Genomic DNA, 20,050 nt, shown 5'->3' with positions numbered 1-20,050 from the left:
TCCATTATACTGGATTTTACAGTCATTGTCAAATCAAAACTAATTATTATATCAGTATCAAAAAGTTGTTGTCAATGAATTTTTTTGCAAACAAAAAAAGCCCCTAAATGGGGCTTTCTTCTGCCATCTTCAGACGGCTGATGGATTCACTTTTAACGTGGATAAATCATTCAACCCGGGCAGACCTACGCGATAACTCCCCCGTGTCTCTACGCCGCCCACACCCTGACTGCCACTAATCGTGTTATGCAAAATGTCATTCATGTTCACGGTTTCCCGTACCGACGTGAAGGCTGCCTTGGCTGCCACATAGACCGGGTCCAGAGCATGAATGAGAATTCGGCCCGGTGAACTGGCAAAGTTAGCTCCAGCCCGCAGCAAAGCCTCAAAGTGGGACTGACACGCACCAGCTACAATCGTGAGCGCATCGAGATGACGTTCATACTGCCTAGCCACCTGAATAGCGGATACGAAGTTCTGCGAATTCTTGTAGCTGCCCAGACTATATAAGTCGTAGGGCTGACGAGTCTTGAGTACTCCGTCATGGCCAGTAATGACAACGATATCCGGACGCACTTTCGGCAGCAGACGATATAACGTGTCAGCCATGGCCGACTCATGTACATATTGGCCCTCTGCGGGAACACGAAGCTGCTCATAAAGGTTCATGCTTTTTTTTAGATAATTGGGGTCACCATCCAAGTGCAGCACTTTGCCAGGCATCTCGAAATAAGCCGGTTCTTGTTGCACAGACCATTCCTGAACTATTCCTTCGCGATTGCGCTCGGCCTGTTCCATTCGATTCTGCTGCAGGCGTGAGAGCGTCTGATGTGCCTTCACGTGAGCCTGCCTCGTCTTCGCACTCTGCGGTTCATAAGGAACCTGTATCAAATCGTCCACAGGGGAATCGGCTAACAGCCGGAACTCGGTCCCTTTAATGATGGCACCGTCCGACTGGAGGCCTTCCACCCGAAAAGTCACATCTCCACCGTATGACTTTCGAACGACCAAGTCTCCGATATTCATCAACATAATCACCTCTACCCCATCGTATGGGCAGAAACCCGGATTGGTTCATCCGAATTTTACAGAGCTGCGCGTACCCCGGCTTCCCACATTACGGTACAGAGTGTTGCATACTCCTGCAGGCTCAATGTTTCTCCCCGTCTTGAAGGTTGAATACCGGCCTGCTCCAACAGCTGATCAGCCTGTTCTCTGTTCTCCTTTGTGAAGAAACGAGCTTTCAAATTATTGGAGATTGTTTTTCTACGCTGCGCGAAGGAAGCCTGTACCACTTCGAAGAAATGTGCCTCGTCGGGAACTTCAACCGGTGGCTGCTCACGCACCTTTAACTTGATTACTGCCGATTCCACATTAGGCTGCGGAATAAAGACCGTGGGCGGAACAATACAGACCAATTCCGGCATACTATAGTACTGAACCGCAATGCTCAGACTTCCATAGTCCTTTGATCCCGGTGCAGCAGCCATGCGTTCGGCCACTTCCTTCTGAATCATGACTACAATGCTGTCTACTGGCAGCTTCTCTTCGAGCAGCTTCATCATGATTGGTGTAGTTACATAGTAAGGCAGATTGGCCACAACACTCACTTTATCCACCGTTCCAAAATCGTTGCGGAACAACTCGGCTAGATCCAGCTTCAGCACATCCCCGTGATGCACACGAACGTTCGGATAAGGCTGCATCACTTCACCCAGAATCGGGATCAATCTCTGATCAATCTCTACAGCCGTTACAGGACCAGCTACACGAGCCAGACGTTCTGTGAGTGCGCCAATACCTGGTCCGATCTCAAGTGCCCCCTTGGACTCGTCCAGATCAGCTGCATTTACAATTTTGTTTAATATATTTTGATCGATCAGAAAGTTCTGACCCAGGCTCTTCTTGAATGAAAATCCGTGTCTTTGAATAATTTCTTTGGTTCGTTTGGGTGTTGCAATCTCTACGGTTTCTTCCATGCCTTTCATACGCTCACAATCCTTCACGTTCAATTTGCGATAATGCTTCGGAGAATTCTTCCCGGGTAATCTGGAATACACTCAACCGTTTGTGGAACTGCTTGCCGTTGCAGTAACCTATACCCAGCAGATTGCCCATCTCCATACGACGTGCAGCAGCCTGTGGATGCACAATCAGTCCCGCCGCAATCAGATCCTCCCAATCGATCAGACTTGGTGCGCCTTCATATGACGTGTGTACACGTGCCAGTGCATGACGAATCGCCTCCGGTGAGGCGTTCTCCACTCCGATGTCGCCTTTGCGCGTAGCATCTGCCTCCGGAATGAAAGCATGTTTGCAGCCAGGTACTTTATTGGCGATGATTTTACGAATACGTTCTCCAGCATGATCCGGATCTGTCAGTACGATCACACCACGTCTCTCTTGAGCAAGTGCAATCCGCTTTAGAATGCGCTGGTTGATAGCAGACCCACCAGTCTCGATCGTATCTGCCTGAACCGCACGTCGAATGGCTACGGTATCGTCACGACCTTCAACCACGATCACTTCTTTTATCATGTTCCATTTCTTCCTTTCTAACGCAAAAAGAAGAGGAATATCCTCTTCTCTGCCAAACGGCGGGGGAGACTGAATTCAGACCCCCCCGCCGCATATTCCGCATGATTCATTCATGCTTATATTTTATAGCATTCCCATTTCAAAGTAAAACGATTTTAGTTCGCTTCCGGCTTCACCGGACCAATCACATATACCGTCTTGCCTTTCTTCCGTCCGAAGTTCAGGGCATGCTTCACACTATCATAATACACATCAATTTTGTTGCCTTTAATGGCACCACCTGTGTCTTCCGCACGACGGAAGCCAAGGCCCTCGATATACACCCACCAGCCAATTGGAATGACTTTTGGATCCACTGCAATGGTACGTCCCTCGGTTACCCGAGTACCTGATGCCGTTTTTGTGCCGATACCGGGCTCTTCAGAAGAGTATGCCGTCATGGATACATTTTTTAATACTTTAGAATATTTAAAAGAACTGCCTGAAACGGTAATTACTTTACTGCCCGAGGCAGCGGTTTTCTTCGAGTTCGTAGTTGTTGCTGTTTTTGTCGTGGAAGTCTGCGCCGATACCGTCTGAATCACTGGCTCTTTCACAACAGGTTTGGCTTTGGTACCAACGGCGATCACTTTATCAACGCGATTCGTTGCGACCGATTTACCCACCATTTTTTTGGAGACCAATTCTCCATCCTGGAACACCTTTTCAATATGTTGTACAAGCGTGCCTTCTTTACCGCTCACAATGACACGATTGTCACCTTTGTACAAGCTAGGGTCAGCCGTCTTGATCACTTTATAAGCAATCGGCTGTTCCACTTCCACCGTACGCTTTGTTACCCGCACAACACGAATTTTCATATCCGCTTCAATAGTGGTTCCAAGCGCCGGATACACTTTGTCTTCACTTGCAATCTGAATACCTGATTTTTTAATCGCATCTTTTACCGATGAATCGGTTGTATACAGAGTCTTGGTGTCTCCGTCTGCCGTAATATTAACTGGAACGGCCCGCTCAATAACGATGCGGTCTCCATCTGTGATCGCCCCATTCAAAGGCATGGATACCTGATCGTGAGGGCTGACTGTGATTGACTGCTCCTCCAGCATTTCCTGAAGCATTCCTGTACGAGTCTCTACCACTTGAGCTTTGCCATCAATAACCAGTGAAATTTGTTTCCCGGCCTGACCGTAAACGACTAACAAGATCATGATTGTAAGCGCAATTGAGAAAATCGCGATCAATGCCATTTGACGCATGTTCTCATGCTTCCACCGCAACGCGAAAGACTTACTGGATGATCGTGACTCATGGGTCTCTTCTGGTTGGAATGTGCCCACTTCTCCGTCCTCCTTCATAGCCTCGCCGTCTAAAGTAATGCATGATGTCTTTGACGCGACTATACCAAATTTTCTACAGAACACAGATCGGACCAACATAATCCGGTTCTGCACCATGAATCAATCTTCGCAACATGATGTCATCCTCCTGAATACTTACCGTATGATGACAGTATTTCTTTTATTCAAAAACAAAAAAGCCAAAGAAAGAGTTTAAGAGGAACTCTTTCGTGGCTTCCGAATGATTCTGAATATCGGAAATTCATGCACGAGGTTGCCTCTCTTTTTCCGCTTGCGAGGTTAGCTGTCGGGTTCGGGCGAAAGAGAGCCGCCCTATCTCCGGTCATCCGCTCATGGCGGACGCCCTTGAATTCACCCCGAGACCCAAAGAAGAAATCAAATACGGCTTCGCAGATTCATACGCTGCTTTTGGGTCAGCGCATGTTGCGCATCGGCTGCAATCACCGATGTTTAAGCCCTATTGGTTCCCCCGCTCTCCGTTAACGGAGACTCAGCGAGACTGATTCATGAAAGTAATGTTGTTTCATCGGAAAGTGTCCCTTTGTTCATCCCCCGAACATCTGTCAAATTTTCCGCACAACAATTCACTGAAAAGATGATATCCTGTTTCGATGCATGTTGTAAAGCGTTGTTCAAGTACGTTTTTCTAAATATTTGGTTAAAATATTGTAATATTCTTGATTTATTTGGATCAAAAAGCAAATTAACTCCGCCTAACTCACTTTTTCACCCGTTTTGCTCGATCTTTTAACGAATCCCAAATCGTTCCATGGCATTTTTGGTCGTTATTGCTGCAATTTCCTCTACCGAAATGCCTTTAATTTCCGCAGCTGCTTCTGCAACCAGACGTACATGCGCTGTCTCATTTCGTTTTCCACGATAAGGGTGCGGTGTCAAATAAGGAGCATCCGTTTCGATGAAAAATCGGTCCATAGGAACCTTCTCAAGTACCTCTTTGGGCTGCTTCGCATTTTTGAACGTGATTGGTCCCCCGAAAGAAAGATGAAAGCCCAAATCCAGACACATTTTCGCCGTTTCCCAACTGCCAGAGAAGGAATGCATGACACCGCCTACTTCTCCTGCTTTCTCTTCACGCAGAATCTTTACAATATCCTCATGCGCATCCCGGTTGTGAATGACAATCGGCATATTCAACTCGCGGGCCAGACCAATTTGTTGTCGTAATACGCGATGCTGAACCTCTTTCGGTGAAGTGTCCCAGTAATAGTCTAGACCAATTTCACCAATGGCTACCACTTTTTCATGCTTGCATAAAGATGCAATCCATTCCAGATCACCCTCCTGCATCGTGATTGCATCCACTGGGTGCCAACCTACCGCAGCATATATAAAATCATAGGTTTCAGCCAGCTTCATCGTGGATGGAATGGTCTCCCGGTTAAAGCCCACGTTAATCATGCGACCAACGCCTGCATCCACAGCACGCTGAATCATTTCCTCGCGGTCCTCGTCGAATTGTGGTGCATCCAAGTGTGTATGTGTGTCGAACAACATCATGCTTTATTTCTCCCTTCATGTCGAATAAACGACTGTCTCTTTTTATTCCATCCTGCACATCTTAACCAGAACATAAGTCTTACTAAATTAGATCATGTTTTTTTATATTTGATTCCACTAGTTTATTGAGCACAACATGTAGAACGAACAAGTTACTTCATATCTATATGTGCTTATTATTAGCAGCTCGGGTTGTATTCTAATTGCTCTGATTACAAAATTATGTCGATCTACATGTACTCTCCATTAAAGCAGATTACTGTATCATGAAAAATAGCTCTTTTCGAAAGCTTTTTGCATCATGATTCTTGAACAGCAATGCGCATCATTTAATGTGAGAAATAGGGGCGTATATGAGACGGTAATTCATGAACAATCGCATCCACCTTATTTTGCGGATAATACAAATGATGCTTTCCGCGATGAAGACCACTAATTGAACGGACGATGTCGGACACCTCTGACAACTCATGTAAATTGTCTTGCCGATCAAGCAGCAAAATCTGCTTGTCCGTGGATTCATCCGGACGAAACACATCATACGGATTATCCGTTGGAAAATCAATTTCTAGATCATACTCGGGATTGAGACCGGCTACAGTGAAGGCTTCCCGAATCTCTTCAATCATGTTTACGTCGATCTGTTCAATCTCTACATACTTATATAATTTGCGATCTATAAATCGTTCGCATAACTCACTTAGAACAGCATCGTCCTCTTTGCGCCACTGCATAAATGCCGTCTGAATCAAAGCTTCGTCCAGTTGCAAATAATCATCCACTGATAAATCTCCATTGAATAACTGGGGCAGTGGATCAATCATGAAGCGGAATTGGAAACCTTGCTGTATGAGACTTTTTGCCCGCTTAAATATTTGCCGCAATATAATTTCCGAACTTCGGGTAACCGGATGAAAGTAAATTTGCCAGTACATCTGGTACCTGGACATCAAGTAATCCTCCACGGCGTGCATGCCCGACTCCTTGACCACGATTCGTCCGTGATATGGACGCAGCATACGCAGGATACGATCAAGGTCAATCGTCCCATAATTCACACCTGTAAAGTAGGCATCCCGGAGCAAGTAATCCATGCGGTCCGCATCGAGCGGACTGGTGACCAAATTAACGACAATAGGTTGCTCATACGTTTTTTGAATTACAGAAGCCACTTTCTCGGGAAAATCAGGAGCATACCGTCTTAAGATCGCCCCTACTTCGGTATCACCTGTAATGATCCGACAAGTCCAATCCTCATGATTCATATCGAAAGCTTCTTCTATAGAGTGAGAGAATGGCCCATGTCCAAGATCATGGAGCAATGCTGCGCAAAGAGCTACCGTCTTTTCCTCCTTTGGCCAATCTGAATAGTTACTTCTTTCAAATTGGGAAATAATTTTACGTGTAATTTCGTAGACGCCCAAGGAATGTGAGAAGCGACTGTGCTCTGCACCATGGAAAGTAAGAAATGATGTTCCCAACTGACGGATTCGGCGTAAACGTTGAAACTCGGGCGTGTTGATCAACTGCCATATAATCGGATCTTGCACATGGACATAATTATGTACCGGATCTTTAAACACCTTTTCTTCCGTTAAACGCTGTTCCATGTCTATTCACTCCTTTAAATATCGTTTGTATTTGTCGCTTTTAGTATAATAGCACCAAGGATTCGACACGGTATGACGAATCTTGTCGAATAAGGTAGTTTTGTCGTTTTCCAAATCGACAAAGCTGACATTGATGTTTAAATACGAAAAATAGCTTCCAATCCCTTACCACTCGTAATCTTATCAAAAATAGCCTTTATTTTAAGCTAATTTTAAGGTTGACTGTTTTGGGAATCGTTGGTATGATGAGTATCATAAAACATAAAATAATGTCGAATAATGACAATGATCGTTAGCTGAGAGGAGCACTGATTATAATGATGAAATCAACAGGTATTGTAAGAAAAGTGGATGAACTGGGACGGGTAGTTATTCCAATCGAATTGCGCCGTACGCTCGGTATTGGTGAAAAAGATGCTCTTGAGATCTATGTTGACGGCGAGCGCATCATGTTGAAAAAATACGAACCTGCTTGTATCTTCTGTGGTAATGCAGAGAACGTTACTTATTTCAAAGGTAAAATTGTTTGTAACGAATGTATTTCCGAAATCCCTGCACCTGTGACAAAATAAGAAATATCCGGTATAATAGTCTTATTAAATTGTTATTTCTAACCTTTTTATATTCCTTGATCGCCTTCCCGGTGTGAACCCCACCGCTGGAAGGTATTTTTTTGCTTTATTATGGTTTCTCATTACCCTAAAAATAGATCTATGAGTCTATACAACTCCAAAAAAAAGAAGAGCGGTGACGTTCGTATTATTTTTTTCTCCGCTCTACTCGTTTTCATATTCCATTAAGGTTGGATCTAAGGTTCCTTTAAGTGTATGTTCCCTATTCCAGCATTTATTTGTTGATTCGTTATTAGATTAACGCGTTATATACATCTCGTTTCGTCAAACCCCGATCTGTTGCCGTTTTCTTCATCGCATCTTTCCGACTAAGTCCTTCATTCTCATAATGGCTCACATGATCCTCCAAGGACAGCAACTGCCACCAGGCTTCCCGCTCCGCCTTACGCTCCTCTTCCCTGATACCTTCTACAAGCAAACAATATTCCCCAAGGGGCGGATGTTCCTCAAGCCATTTTATGCATTCTTGGATAGTGCCTCTTGCGAACTCCTCATGACGTTTCGTCAGCTCACGTGCCAGTACGATCGACCGATCACCCAGAATCTCTTCGAGATAGGCCAAAGTTCTACGAATACGGTGAGGGGACTCATAAAATAGCAACGTACCATTGGACTCATTAAAAGCTTCCATCACTTTTCGCATGTCTTTTTTCTCCCGCGGCAAAAAACCGCCGAATGTGAAACGCTCCGTCGGTAAACCGGATACGATCAGAGCTGATAACGCTGCATTGGCTCCAGGGATGGGAATGACCGTAATTCCAGCTTCAAGCGCAAGTTTTACCAGATCGGAACCAGGGTCCGAAATGGCCGGCAGACCGGCATCACTGACGAGTGCCAAATTTTTTCCTTCTATTATATAGCGTATGAGTTCAGGCCCACTGGCTGCCTTATTATGCTCATGATAACTGAACAACATCGCTGGTGTAATCTCAAAATGGGTAAGCAGCTTTCGGGTCTGACGTGTGTCTTCCGCTGCAATGATGTCACAGCTCTGCAATGTTTTAATTGCTCGAAATGTCATATCGTCCAGATTACCGATTGGTGTTCCTACCAAATATAGTTTACCGGCATCACCAGCCTGCTCTGCATAGCTCTTCTGAATTTGCAATGTCATCTATAACCCTCCTTCCGTTGTACGGTGTGCATACTGTGCACCGTAATATATGTCCATGATTTCTTCGCAGTATTTCCCCTCTTCATTGTAGACAATCAGTGGTGGAAGCATGCGTACCTCCGGTTTCCCATCCTTGAGTGCTTCAATCAAAACCATATTGGCTTCCAAATGAGCACGGGGATGTACCATCCGAATCCGTTTCGGTTCAAGTTTATACTCACGCATCAGAGAGATGATCTCTCCTAGACGCTGTGGGCGATGAACCATGGATACTTTACCGCCATTACGCACCAGTCGATTGCAGGCCTGAATGACTTCCTCCAGCGTACACCCGATTTCATGGCGTGCCATGGCCTGATGAGTATTCATCTTGAGATCACTCCCATTTAAGGGCATATACGGAGGGTTAACCGTTATAGCATCGTATACAGCATGACCCGTTTCTTTCACGAGTTCACGCAAATCACCTTCATGGATCGTAATGGATTCATCCAATGCATTCAGTTGAACGCTGCGACGTGCCATATCTGCCAATCGCGGCTGAATTTCAATGCCTTCCAGACTCGCCTGCGTTCGTGTGGTCAACAGAATGGGAACAACCCCATTGCCTGTACACAAATCAAGCACACGACCACGTTTCGGTACTGAAGCAAATCGGGCCAACAATACAGCATCCATCGAAAAACTAAACACTTCATCACTTTGAATAATCTTCAAATCATGAGAGAGCAAATCGTCGATTCGCTCCGAATCTTGCAATTTTACTGATATTTCTGTCATATGATGCACTCATCCTCCGGTACTCTATATCTCAGACAAGGTTCTTAACCTTGAAAAAAAACCGTAGGGGATCCCTACGGCCACTTCATTTATTCAAAAAAGACAGGCAGAACAGACAATCGCCTTCCGTCCGCAAATGTCCATAGTAGACATTGCAGATATGGAATCCTTCGTGATACAACCGAGCAAGATTATCATACCCTTCACCTACAACATCTTCACCAGTAGCCGGACCCGCAGGTCTTGCTACCGGAGCGAGCGCCGATGCGATAGGCAGATCTGCCGGGGCCTCACGCTTCAGCAGTTTGCGTAACTGCTCATTCTCGATGGTAAGCCGCTGATTATCTTCAAGCAGCTCTTTAACAATCATTTTTAACTCTCCTAAATCACTGTGCAACTGACCCAATTGGGTTTCCATTTCATGAATGTGCGTAAACAGATTTTTCTTTTCCAAGTTTCCACCCCGAAGCAACCTTTATGGTTTACTTGATAACGACGTCATCCAGCGGAAGTTCTTTGACTTTACTGATGTCGAACAGTTGAACATGGACTGTGCGATTACCGGCATTGATGCCGACAACTTTTCCTTCACCCAAAGAGGTGACGACCAACTTGCCTACAGCCGGCAATTCTTCTCTCACACTTTCATAGTTATCATGCTCAAATTTCAGACAACACATGAGTCTTCCGCACAACCCGGAAATTTTCGTCGGATTCAGTGACAGGCTCTGATCTTTAGCCATCTTGATTGATACCGGCTCAAAGTCTCCCAGCCAGGAAGAACAACATAATACTCGGCCGCAAGGTCCAATTCCTCCAAGCATCTTTGCTTCATCACGTACACCGATCTGTCTCAGTTCGATCCGTGTCCGGAAAATGCTTGCCAGATCCTTGACCAACTCCCGGAAATCCACTCTTCCTTCAGCTGTAAAATAAAAAATAATTTTATTGCGATCAAACGTAAATTCCACATCGACCAGCTTCATTTTGAGGCCGTGGTCTTTGATTTTATTTAAACAAGTACCGAATGCTTCTTTTGCTGCGCGCTTGTTTTCATCTACGACACGGGCATCTGTCTCGCCCGCCACCCGGATGACCTTTTTGAGCGGCAACACCACATCAGACTCGCCTACTTCTTTCTTGCCAACGACAACCTTACCGTACTCTACCCCCCGCGCTGTCTCCACGATAACGCAGTTTTCTTTTTCAATGGGAAGGTCCAGGGGATCGAAGTAATAAATTTTGCCCGCTTTTTTGAAACGGACACCCACTACACTGTACAAAAAATTAACCCCCTCGTAAGCCAATCCCACTTCGTCTGAAGCCCTGTCTTCTTAGGGAACCCGCCGAAGTTTATAACCGTTTGCATATGATTGGAACAAAATCTGTCCTCTCCCAGTCTTATGCCAAACCGATCAAAAATTGCTCCAGACAAAGCTGGCCATTGACATTGAAACGCAATTTTTTTCTGCATGCTGCGGCCATATCCATGTAGGAAACCCACTGCTCGGTGCTGCGGGTATGGGCCAACTGAGACAGCATGTCCAACTGATCTATAAAAACGATATGTTCATGCCTACCATACTGGACATACAGCATATCCCTGAACCATAAATGGAACAGGCTAAGCATCGTATCCAGGTGTTCTGAGAGTCCGGTTTTAAAAAGCTTCTGCTGTGCAGAGATCAATGATGTACTTCCTCTACCCAGGGACTCCTTCCCTAATTGTAACATTACGTTTCTAATTTCTGCAAACCAATTCTGCTGGAGAATTTCTCTACATGCTTCCAATCCTGACGCTAAATGGACGGCAGAGCGAGCCAGATTGGCAGGGTGTCCTTCCGTAATCAGCGATTGCAGCATCTCTTCCGGATTCAGTGCACTGAAAGGAACCAATTGAGAGCGTGAACGAATGGTGGGCAGCATCGCCTGTCCATTATCCGTAATTAAAATGCCTACCGCGGGCACCTGTGGTTCTTCCAGAAACTTCAGCAAGCTGTTGGCTGCTTGGACAGTCATTTTCTCGGCCTGTTCGATAATATATACTTTGGGATGCCCCGCCTCTGAACGGTACGAAAAGATACGCTGCAGATCCCGAATTTGATCAATTTTAATGTTATTCCCATCCGGTGCAAGCATGGTTAAATCAGGATGGTTTCCATGCTCCACCTTACGACATTCAAGACACTGTCCGCAGGCATCATCTTCAAGCTCTGTACAGAATATTGCTTTGGCAAATGTAATCGCCGTCTGCAATTGTCCACTGCCGGATGGTCCGCTAAACAAATAGGCATGACTTATGGCATGACGTCTCAAACTGCTCTGTAACATCTGCTTGGCTGCCTGCTGACCCATAATTTGTTGAAAGGACATACTTCCTCCTCAGAAGCTTAAATTAATAAGCATTCCCCGAATTTCTCCTACTTGCTGTAATAACGTAATCTTGCCTTCCTCTGTTTCCAAAAGCTCATCAGCCATAGTTAATAAGGCAGAGTCAATCTCATCAATTAACTTGTAACGTTTCCCTCTTCCCCGACGATCCCATCCTCGAGTCTCTTTCATAGAGACACCACGACGGACCGTTTCCTCCAGAAATCTTTTTACAAGCTGCTTGTATGCTTTTAATTCTCGAATGGTCATGGAACGAGACAAACGGTCACCCTGCATCTGGATCTCACTTAATCGGCGGGTAAGTTCAGCCTGTGATGCTCGTTCGCCCTGGTGATTCATCATATCAGAGAAATTTTTGGATTGAACCGGTTTGGAGCCGGAATCGGAAGAACTGAGTCCACTCTGCATCGGTCGGAATCCAGGATTGATTTTCATGGAAACGCCTGCTTTCTACCTTAGTAGGCCAATCGCCCATCAGCACAGTGCGCGCTGCGCCTGTGCGTGGAGGAGACCTTATATATGTGCTTCATTATGCTCTATATATAATAGTAGTTAAATATCACCACATGGATCTATTCGTTGGTTAGTCAACCTCTGTCCGAAATAAAATCTTCCCTGATCGAAAAGTTTTTTCCGGACAGAGAACGCGATTCTTGATAACAAGAAGGACGCTCAATAGGATTTATGCGAAATGCATCATTAAAAGTGTTCGAATCGATCTACCGGAAGAACAAACACGGTAGCTCCACCTACTTGAACTTCGACAGGTAGCGGCAGGTAAGAGTCGGTTGTTCCGCTCATCGGAGTGACTGGAGTCACGAGCTGTTCACGAACCTTACAGCTGCTGCGAATGACGTTCATTACGGACTCGACCTGACCATCATCGACACCGATCATAAACGTCGTGTTGCCTGCCTTCAAAAATCCACCGGTACTGGCCAATTTCGTAGCCCGAAAATTTGCTTTGACCAATGCGCTGGATAATCGGTTGCTGTCTTTATCCTGTATAATCGCAACAATCAGTTTCATCCTGCATAACCTCCTTCAGATAATAAGCACCTTATGAAATGCCATGTCTATATATTAGACAATTACTCGTCAAAATCCTTCAAAAACCCTGTCTCAAGCGACAAAATCATTGCTGCCAAGACCTCTTCTTGCTTTTGAGAAGCATCAATGACCTTGATTCTGTCAGGAAACTGTTCCTTCAGCAGAAAATAGCCTTCACGCACTTTGCGGTGGAACTCCAGACTTTCGAGATCCAGACGGTTAACTTCACGTCCATCGTGGGCATCAATACGGGCGAGCCCTGCTTCCGGCTCGATATCCAGATAGAGTGTGACATCTGGCATCAGTTCACCTATTGCAAACCGATTGATGGCCCAAACATTTTCTATGCCAAGGCCACGAGCGTATCCTTGATAGGCCAGACTGCTGTCGACAAACCGGTCACAGATCACGGTCTTCCCTGCCTTCAATGCAGGCTCCACCTTCTCTGCCAGATGCTGGCTTCGTGCAGCTGCATAGAGCAGCGCTTCGGTTCTTGCATCCATTGCCGTATGAAGAGGATTGAGAATGATAGCACGTATTTTCTCCGCAATTTCAATCCCGCCAGGTTCCCGAGTAACTACATATGGTATACCCTGTTCTTCAAAGTAAGAACCTAGCTTACTGATCATTGTTGTTTTGCCGGACCCTTCTCCCCCTTCCAACGTAATGAATTTACCTCTGCCCTGCATATGCTTCCCTGCTTTCTATATCGATAATTGCTCCTAATTGTGCTGCGATAACTACAATCTCGATCCTCTCATACTCCAGACTATGAATGAACCCGCCCAGAGGTGTATGTTCATGACTATTCCATAGATTGGTTCGGGATTGGTTCGAATTTTGTACAAGCTTCTTATTATAACTACTATACATGATCCCGCGTTAACGGTCAGCTATTCTCCAATATTTCCGATAATGCACATAACCTGATCAGCCATAAATCAACCATACCCATAAAGGGAGCATGACAGAGCCGGCAATAGCACTGACAATCATGGATACGGAACTCAGCGCTACCGCATTTTCTCCATACTCAAAGGATCTTGCCATACCCAGTGCATGCGATGCAGAGCCAAGTCCGATCCCATACGCATTTTTGCTGCTTACTCTGGCCCATTTCAATATCATGGGTCCCAATAATATCCCCGAAAATCCGGCTATCATCACAAATAATGAAGTAAAAGATGAATTTCCTCCCACCTGATCAGCCAGTTGAATGGCAACGGGTGTCGTGATGGATTTGGGCAATAAAGCGATAACGATATCTTGCGGATAACCGAGTAGCAGGGATATGGCGGCCCCTGTGGACATACCAACGATACTTCCACTCAAGGTACCCCCTAATATCGGGATAATATTCCGTTTCAGTACATCAAGGTGTTTCGCCAAAGGAAATGCCAGGGAAACTACAGCCGGCCCCAATAACTCCTGTATCCATTTGCCACCAAGCATATACGTATCGAGCTTAATACCTGAAAGGACCAAAATCAGAACGATTACAGTCGTTGCCGTCAAGACAGGCATAAGGATCGGCCACTTCAACCTTCTATATAAATGAGTCGCCGGTATATATATAGCCACGGTCAAGGCAATCATTCCAAATCCGAGGATGAATGCGAGCATGAGATCGCCTCCTTCTTGCCTTGATGCGTCGATCTCCACACCATGAGCCATTCACTTATTTTCGCGGACAACAGACAGGTAATCAACGTACTAACGATCAACCCCAGAACAAGCAACACCGTATTGGCTCTAAAAAAATCAAAATGATTGATAATGCCCACTGTGGGAGGGATAAATAATAATTGCAAATTCGATTGAAGCCAGGATGATCCTTCTTCGCCCCAGCTTAGTCTGATCCATCCCAGTTGAATGACGATGAATAAAAGCAGCATCCCGACAATACTTCCTGTTAACGGCAGATGCAGTACAGCCTGAATCAGGTTTCCTATCCAATAAAAACCGTACATCAGTATAACTTGCAGGACTATTCCTGTATATTTTTTTAGCGGAATATCCAAGGTTTGTTCCCTTCTTTCTTATGTCCAGACAACAATGATGTCCTAACTTGTTTGGGCATTTTGCATAAATTCAAAACGTGTCTTCAATCAACAAGTTATATATCCGAAATGCTTATTCGTCTATAGATTGTACCCGTGGTTGAATCGAATCAAAGGAAGCAAAACGCTGGTTTTAATAACGGTTGACTCCTCAAGCCCCTTGCTATACTAGATTCAATTATTCCCTAATGATTTTCAACGATTGTAGCGAAGTATCCGATACGCCATGGAACCTTGCTCCTTCATCTCTCAGCAGCTTAATACGTGAAGCCATTGACGCGCTTATTCGCTCACCAGCGTACACAAGAGGTATGCCGGGAGGATACGGAATGACCATCTCCGCAGAGCGAAGACCTACACATTTATCAATCGATACCTCTGTCGTATCCTCCTCAATAATAGGCTGCAATGTAAACGGGATGGGCTCCGAAAAAGGAGTTCCTTCTTGAAAATTGTTCCACGTGGAAATATAATTTGCAGCCTCTTTTGTAAAACGCTGTGGTTGCTCACCACGAGATTGGCTCTGCTCCTGTTCTAGGTTGATTTGTCGTAAAGCCTGCAACAGGTGCTCGGCATCGCGCAGCGTCGAGCCCAAAGTAAAGATCAGGACGACGTATTGTTCGTCGCTCATTTCGGGCACGCAGCCGCGTGCTTCCAGCTGCTGCTGCAGCCCATAACCGCTCAGCACCCCTGTGCCGTCATAAATGACGGCCTTAAACGGGTCCTGAGCGGTGTACCCCGCGGCTGAAGGCAACGCCGCCGCGGGTACAGCTTCAGGCCGCCCCGGTGCACCGGCGGCCTCCGACTTACCGCCAACTGCCGGCTTCGCTCCGGCTGGCGGTTCTTGCTGCAGCAGCTGCGCGGTCTGCAGCAACCGAAAGCGCGGCAGCTCCGCAAGGCCGCGCTTAAAGGCGTCCACGGCGGCAAGCCCCGCCGTGAAGGCATTTGCGCCCTGCGTATGCAGCAGGCGGCGCGCCAGATCAAGCGAAGCCATCACCGGGTATGATGGGCTTGAGCTCTGCACCATGGCCAAACGCTGACGCAGCAGGGACCGGTTTAACCTTGGTCCCTGAACGTGCAGCATGGCTCCCATGGTGAAAGCAGACAGCATCTTGTGGGTCGACTGCACCACACCGTCTGCTCCGCAGGACAGTGCTGAGGCTGGCATCTCCGGATGCTGCCCATAATGCGCGCCATGCGCTTCATCCACGAGCAGCGGCATGCCTGCATCATGGCACATCTCCGCTATGGGCCTCAAATCAGCGCCCATACCGTAATAATTGGGCAAAGTCACAAGTACTGCCTTTGCCTCAGGATAGGCCTGGACAGCGGCCTGCACCGTCTCAAGCAACGGCATCACCGCAAGTCCACTCGCAGGGTCAACCCACGGCTCCAGGAATACAGCCCTTGCGCCTGCCAGCATCAATCCGTGAATGACAGACTTGTGCACATTACGTTGTACCAGTACAAGACTATTAGGTTCATTACATACGGTAAGCAGCAAAGACAAATTACCTGCCGTACTGCCTCCGACAAGGAAGAAGCTCTCCTCTGCTCCAAAACAATCAGCTGCCAGCTGCTGCGCCTCCAATATAACCCCTTCTGGATGATGCAAGTCGTCCGTCCCCGAGATTTCCGTTACATCCAGCCGCATCATCTCCAAAAACGCACTCACCGGTACTACATCTACATCTGCTGCAGATCCGTCAGTTCCATCGCCACCATGATTCGTCAGCCCGTGAATTTCATTATTATGCCCTTGTCCCTCAGCTTGTCTGAAGCGCTCTTCCCCATCAGTTAATGACCGTCCCAGACTTTGTTTTCCATTCGCCTCACCCTCATTACGGTGAATTTCATCGACTCCCCGATCTAACTGCTGCTGGCCCGTTTGCTCCAGTAACCCTCGATAGACTTGTCCATTCTTGTGCCCAGGTACATGAAAAGAACGCTGCCCTGAATCACGATAAGCAAGCAACGCCTCATATAAAGGTGCGGTATTTGATTTATGCTCCATCGAATAATCATCCTGTACATTCATAAATTTTGATACGATCGTACCAATGCTCTCTCTAACTACCGAGACCTCTCCACGCTTGTTTCTCTTCTAAGATCTGCTGTATTCAAAACGTGTGGGTAAAGCACTCCTCCTTTCATTATATCAGGAATTGTCCAGTCCCCGTGCAAACCGCCGTTTCCAATGATGCAGTAGCAACATATTCTGTCACCCCATGGGTGCTTATCATGTCCATTTTCCCCTTCCTATTTACCTGATAGAAACAGAAAAAGGCCCCTAGGGCCTCTATGCACATCGATACAAGTCAATGTGATGTTTCACTAATATGTTTTAACGCTCTTTATGCGTTCTTTTGCACCCAAATCTGCTTCATCTGATGAATAAAATAATTGTACTTGGCATCCTGTGCATCCGTATGAACCATTTCTGCTTCGCAAGCGTCACATATAAATTCAGATACAATAAAAATGCCTTCTCTTTTGGTCTGTTCGCAGATAATGCATGTGTGTTCGGCGTGTCCTTCCATCAACCATCCCACCTTGTTTTACGTATTACTATCAGTATTGCACAGTTTCTATTATTTTAAACCTTTTCATAGTGCTTTCTTTCTATAAAATATATATATTCGCCTCCCCCTCCATGGGTGTCTGTACCGAAAACAAACAGAAGAAAAATGCCATTCGTTCAATACTTCAGCGAGACAGCCTGCATTGGTTAGTCATTCTCCTTACCTTATAACGTATCTAAAACCTCACAGACCTATAATTTGTTCTATTATATGAAAAACCATGCATGGACAGTCATTACAAGAAACATCACCGTACTTCATTGTATTTCTCAGGTGATTTTCTCCTCCTCCAACTGCTCTAAAAACTTATATTCTATAATCTTAAAAAAACTTGGATTTTCAGCCGATATATATTACATCACCATTCAGAACCTGACAGCCAGGTCGTTCAACGGTATACTTGTATAGAATTAATCTACTTCCATATCTTGTACATCAATCTGGAGTCCATTCAAGGTTCATATATACAATTTTGCCTCATCCATTTCCTTATTTATGAAAACGAATACCTTTCACAAATGAACGTGATCCCAGAAGGAGGATTTGTAACCGTATGATTGCCGAACCGGAGAATAAAGCAACCTTTTATCAGTACCGGCTTCTGAAAAAAAAGGCCATTGCCCGCAGCGTAATCTTCAGCTATCTGTCTTTGCCTGTCATTATGCTTTTGTTTAATCTGTTAGCTTTCTCCTGGACCGGCCTCTTCTACTTTATCCTGGCAGGACCGATCACACTATGGATTCATTATGTCATCGCCAGAACCATATTACTGCTGGTCCGTACCTCCTATGCACGTCGTTGGCGATGGAATCTCAAAATGCCTTGGTTCGGCTATATTCCAGACCAACATTTCAGCTACCGTATGTTCGTTCGGGTCCACCTCAATATGAGTTGGATTGGATTATGTATCATTACCGTCTGTTTAATATGGTCACCCTTGTCCTTCAGCCTATCGTTGATTTTCTGGCATCTGTGGCTTCTTGTACCACGTCTATATGTTGTACTTGTTCTTTCACGCGAACGTAAGGACGGACTTATCAAACTAAATGAACAAGATGTCTCCTACTACCTGCAATAATTGTTCTTCTATCCTTTATCTATAACCTTGCCTACACGCAATGTATAGTAGAGCCCAGTAATACATAAATCGCTAAAAGCTCATCCATACCTTCTTTCTATTCAAAATGACGCAACCACTCCTATGACAGTCTTCCTAATAACTGCGTCAAGTTTCCAAACCTTAAAGGTTATCCACAGTGGATAACCTTTATTTCTTCCTCTCCCTTTTTCCCTTATCCACAGCATGGGTATAGTTAAAATGGTTATCCCCAACGCCATTCCCCCATTTCGTTCTGCCACGTCCTAGCTTGTTGAATAACGTTTGTGATATTGAGTATGTATTAGGCTCATAATCGACCTCTTTTCGGTGTCTTCTCTCCTCTTCTATGATTAGTTGCTATATAAACGACTGAGAGAGACTCTACGGGCCCATACTATCGGTTCTTCATGTCTCCTTGTGTGGGTGATAAGCCAGCCTCTCTACAGCTCCTAATAAGTCACTGCCATAAGAACCGCCCACCTTCTATTGCTCATCTAATAATGGTTCATGATATACAACAATAAATACAAAAAAGCCCCCATCACTGTCGGGAGCTTTAATATGATACGGACCATTACACCGTTAATTTTCGAACCATTACATCAAAGCACAACTCATTCAGTCATCATCATCCAGTGATTTTACTGTCGTCTGAGCAGCTTCACTTTTCGGAACCATTACCGTGAAGAACCCATCATGTACAGCTAGATGTACAGTATGCCCTTCTTTAGCAAATACACGTAGGGAACTTGAGTCATTGGATGTACTCTTGGCTTGCTTTTCTGTCCAGCCCCAGCTCTTAATCTCGTCTAGATACACCTCAGGAATACTAGTGCTCTCACTAATACCAGATAGCGTATATCGAACATAATCCATATCCGAATTGTTTTCAGACTGGTCAGATTTATTCGCCACTTTAGGAACCGGGAAACCCTTCTCGTTTACCGCTCCTTCATAAGAAGTCCATGCAGATCCTGCTTCACCGCATCCTACAAGCACGCCTATAAGGCTAAGCAAGAGAAACGAATGAAGAACTAGTCTTCGCCAACTTGTCACACACACCCTCCTTTTCACAGCTGCACATTCCAGCTCTGTGGTCAGGTACTTTTAGCATATTTAACATAGTCCTATTATACTGGTTTCGAATGCGTTTTCCGTAACAAAAATGTTACCTTCATTTCAAGACTTTTTTAGAGCATTCATTTCCCCTCTTTTGAAAGTCAATTCAACCTCTATTTATATCAGCTTCTAGCGCCAGAATTCAAACCATTTTCAACTAGCTAATCCTGCATTCTTGCTTATAAACAAATAAAAA

General features: G+C 45.4%; 21 protein-coding genes and 1 riboswitch. Of the genes, 2 read left to right on the top strand and 19 right to left on the bottom strand.

Features of this window, described 5'->3' with window-relative positions; genetic code table 11:
* Nucleotides 1-129: 129 nt before the first annotated feature.
* The 6 genes from yabG to DC345_RS26170 form a co-directional block, all read right to left on the bottom strand.
* On the bottom strand, nucleotides 130-1,026 hold the full coding sequence (yabG, locus tag DC345_RS26195) for a sporulation peptidase YabG (RefSeq protein WP_113055714.1): 897 nt from the start codon (nucleotides 1,024-1,026) through the stop codon (nucleotides 130-132).
* 59 nt (nucleotides 1,027-1,085) lie between these two features.
* Complete coding sequence (gene rsmA / locus DC345_RS26190) at nucleotides 1,086-1,988, bottom strand: 16S rRNA (adenine(1518)-N(6)/adenine(1519)-N(6))-dimethyltransferase RsmA (RefSeq protein ID WP_113055713.1); 903 nt, start codon at nucleotides 1,986-1,988, stop codon at nucleotides 1,086-1,088.
* A gap of 4 nt (nucleotides 1,989-1,992) precedes the next feature.
* Nucleotides 1,993-2,538, bottom strand: a complete 546-nt coding sequence (gene rnmV, locus DC345_RS26185; RefSeq protein WP_024633704.1) for a ribonuclease M5 — start codon at nucleotides 2,536-2,538, stop codon at nucleotides 1,993-1,995.
* Nucleotides 2,539-2,693: 155 nt separating this feature from the next.
* Nucleotides 2,694-3,878, bottom strand: a complete 1,185-nt coding sequence (locus DC345_RS26180) for a 3D domain-containing protein (protein ID WP_113055712.1) — start codon at nucleotides 3,876-3,878, stop codon at nucleotides 2,694-2,696.
* 273 nt (nucleotides 3,879-4,151) lie between these two features.
* Nucleotides 4,152-4,405, bottom strand: a riboswitch (cyclic di-AMP (ydaO/yuaA leader).
* A 241-nt stretch (nucleotides 4,406-4,646) separates the two neighbouring features.
* On the bottom strand, nucleotides 4,647-5,417 hold the full coding sequence (locus tag DC345_RS26175) for a TatD family hydrolase (protein WP_175382525.1): 771 nt from the start codon (nucleotides 5,415-5,417) through the stop codon (nucleotides 4,647-4,649).
* 329 nt (nucleotides 5,418-5,746) lie between these two features.
* Nucleotides 5,747-7,027 carry an HD domain-containing protein gene (locus DC345_RS26170; RefSeq protein ID WP_113055711.1) on the bottom strand — a complete coding sequence of 427 codons (1,281 nt, stop codon included), beginning with the start codon at nucleotides 7,025-7,027 and terminating at the stop codon, nucleotides 5,747-5,749.
* Between the two features lie 317 nt (nucleotides 7,028-7,344).
* Between DC345_RS26170 and DC345_RS26165 the strand changes: the two genes are divergently transcribed.
* Complete coding sequence (locus DC345_RS26165) at nucleotides 7,345-7,599, top strand: AbrB/MazE/SpoVT family DNA-binding domain-containing protein (RefSeq protein ID WP_024633700.1); 255 nt, start codon at nucleotides 7,345-7,347, stop codon at nucleotides 7,597-7,599.
* A gap of 292 nt (nucleotides 7,600-7,891) precedes the next feature.
* Here the strand turns inward: DC345_RS26165 and rsmI are convergent, their stop codons facing one another.
* From rsmI to DC345_RS26100, 12 genes are all read right to left on the bottom strand, one after another.
* Nucleotides 7,892-8,773, bottom strand: coding sequence for a 16S rRNA (cytidine(1402)-2'-O)-methyltransferase (gene rsmI / locus DC345_RS26160; RefSeq protein ID WP_113055710.1), 882 nt, complete (start codon nucleotides 8,771-8,773; stop codon nucleotides 7,892-7,894).
* Nucleotides 8,774-9,553 carry a tRNA1(Val) (adenine(37)-N6)-methyltransferase gene (locus DC345_RS26155; protein ID WP_113055709.1) on the bottom strand — a complete coding sequence of 260 codons (780 nt, stop codon included), beginning with the start codon at nucleotides 9,551-9,553 and terminating at the stop codon, nucleotides 8,774-8,776.
* Nucleotides 9,554-9,638: 85 nt separating this feature from the next.
* Nucleotides 9,639-10,007, bottom strand: a complete 369-nt coding sequence (gene yabA, locus DC345_RS26150) for a DNA replication initiation control protein YabA (RefSeq protein WP_024633697.1) — start codon at nucleotides 10,005-10,007, stop codon at nucleotides 9,639-9,641.
* Between the two features lie 28 nt (nucleotides 10,008-10,035).
* Nucleotides 10,036-10,836 (bottom strand): PSP1 domain-containing protein, encoded by an 801-nt coding sequence (locus tag DC345_RS26145; RefSeq protein WP_024633696.1) that lies wholly within the window; start codon nucleotides 10,834-10,836, stop codon nucleotides 10,036-10,038.
* A gap of 118 nt (nucleotides 10,837-10,954) precedes the next feature.
* Nucleotides 10,955-11,926: a DNA polymerase III subunit delta' gene (gene holB / locus DC345_RS26140; protein WP_113055708.1), complete on the bottom strand. Its 972-nt coding sequence runs from the start codon at nucleotides 11,924-11,926 to the stop codon at nucleotides 10,955-10,957.
* Nucleotides 11,927-11,935: 9 nt separating this feature from the next.
* Nucleotides 11,936-12,379: a YaaR family protein gene (locus DC345_RS26135; protein WP_113055707.1), complete on the bottom strand. Its 444-nt coding sequence runs from the start codon at nucleotides 12,377-12,379 to the stop codon at nucleotides 11,936-11,938.
* A 264-nt stretch (nucleotides 12,380-12,643) separates the two neighbouring features.
* A complete protein-coding gene (locus DC345_RS26130; protein WP_017691391.1) occupies nucleotides 12,644-12,973 on the bottom strand; it encodes a cyclic-di-AMP receptor in 330 nt (109 codons plus the stop codon).
* 62 nt (nucleotides 12,974-13,035) lie between these two features.
* A complete protein-coding gene (gene tmk / locus DC345_RS26125) occupies nucleotides 13,036-13,683 on the bottom strand; it encodes a dTMP kinase (RefSeq protein ID WP_113055706.1) in 648 nt (215 codons plus the stop codon).
* A gap of 241 nt (nucleotides 13,684-13,924) precedes the next feature.
* Nucleotides 13,925-14,617, bottom strand: a complete 693-nt coding sequence (locus DC345_RS26115; RefSeq protein WP_113055704.1) for an LrgB family protein — start codon at nucleotides 14,615-14,617, stop codon at nucleotides 13,925-13,927.
* Complete coding sequence (locus tag DC345_RS26110) at nucleotides 14,587-15,015, bottom strand: CidA/LrgA family protein (protein ID WP_113055703.1); 429 nt, start codon at nucleotides 15,013-15,015, stop codon at nucleotides 14,587-14,589. Before DC345_RS26110 ends, DC345_RS26115 begins: the two co-directional genes overlap by 31 nt.
* Before the next feature lie 217 nt (nucleotides 15,016-15,232).
* A complete protein-coding gene (locus DC345_RS26105; protein ID WP_113055702.1) occupies nucleotides 15,233-17,068 on the bottom strand; it encodes an aminotransferase class I/II-fold pyridoxal phosphate-dependent enzyme in 1,836 nt (611 codons plus the stop codon).
* A gap of 340 nt (nucleotides 17,069-17,408) precedes the next feature.
* A complete protein-coding gene (locus DC345_RS26100) occupies nucleotides 17,409-17,594 on the bottom strand; it encodes a sigma factor G inhibitor Gin (RefSeq protein ID WP_024633689.1) in 186 nt (61 codons plus the stop codon).
* Nucleotides 17,595-18,189: 595 nt separating this feature from the next.
* On the opposite strand from DC345_RS26100, the gene DC345_RS26095 reads away from it, so the two are divergent.
* Complete coding sequence (locus DC345_RS26095) at nucleotides 18,190-18,714, top strand: hypothetical protein (RefSeq protein WP_113055701.1); 525 nt, start codon at nucleotides 18,190-18,192, stop codon at nucleotides 18,712-18,714.
* Nucleotides 18,715-19,353: 639 nt separating this feature from the next.
* On the opposite strand, the gene DC345_RS26090 is transcribed toward DC345_RS26095, so the two are convergent.
* Nucleotides 19,354-19,791, bottom strand: a complete 438-nt coding sequence (locus DC345_RS26090; protein WP_113055700.1) for a hypothetical protein — start codon at nucleotides 19,789-19,791, stop codon at nucleotides 19,354-19,356.
* Nucleotides 19,792-20,050 lie beyond the last annotated feature (259 nt).

The sequence above is a fragment of the Paenibacillus taichungensis genome (genome assembly GCF_003287275.1).
Lineage (GTDB): Bacteria > Bacillota > Bacilli > Paenibacillales > Paenibacillaceae > Paenibacillus > Paenibacillus taichungensis_A.
The sequence above is the reverse complement of the archived record's forward strand: the minus strand, read 5'-3'. Positions and strand labels throughout refer to the sequence as shown.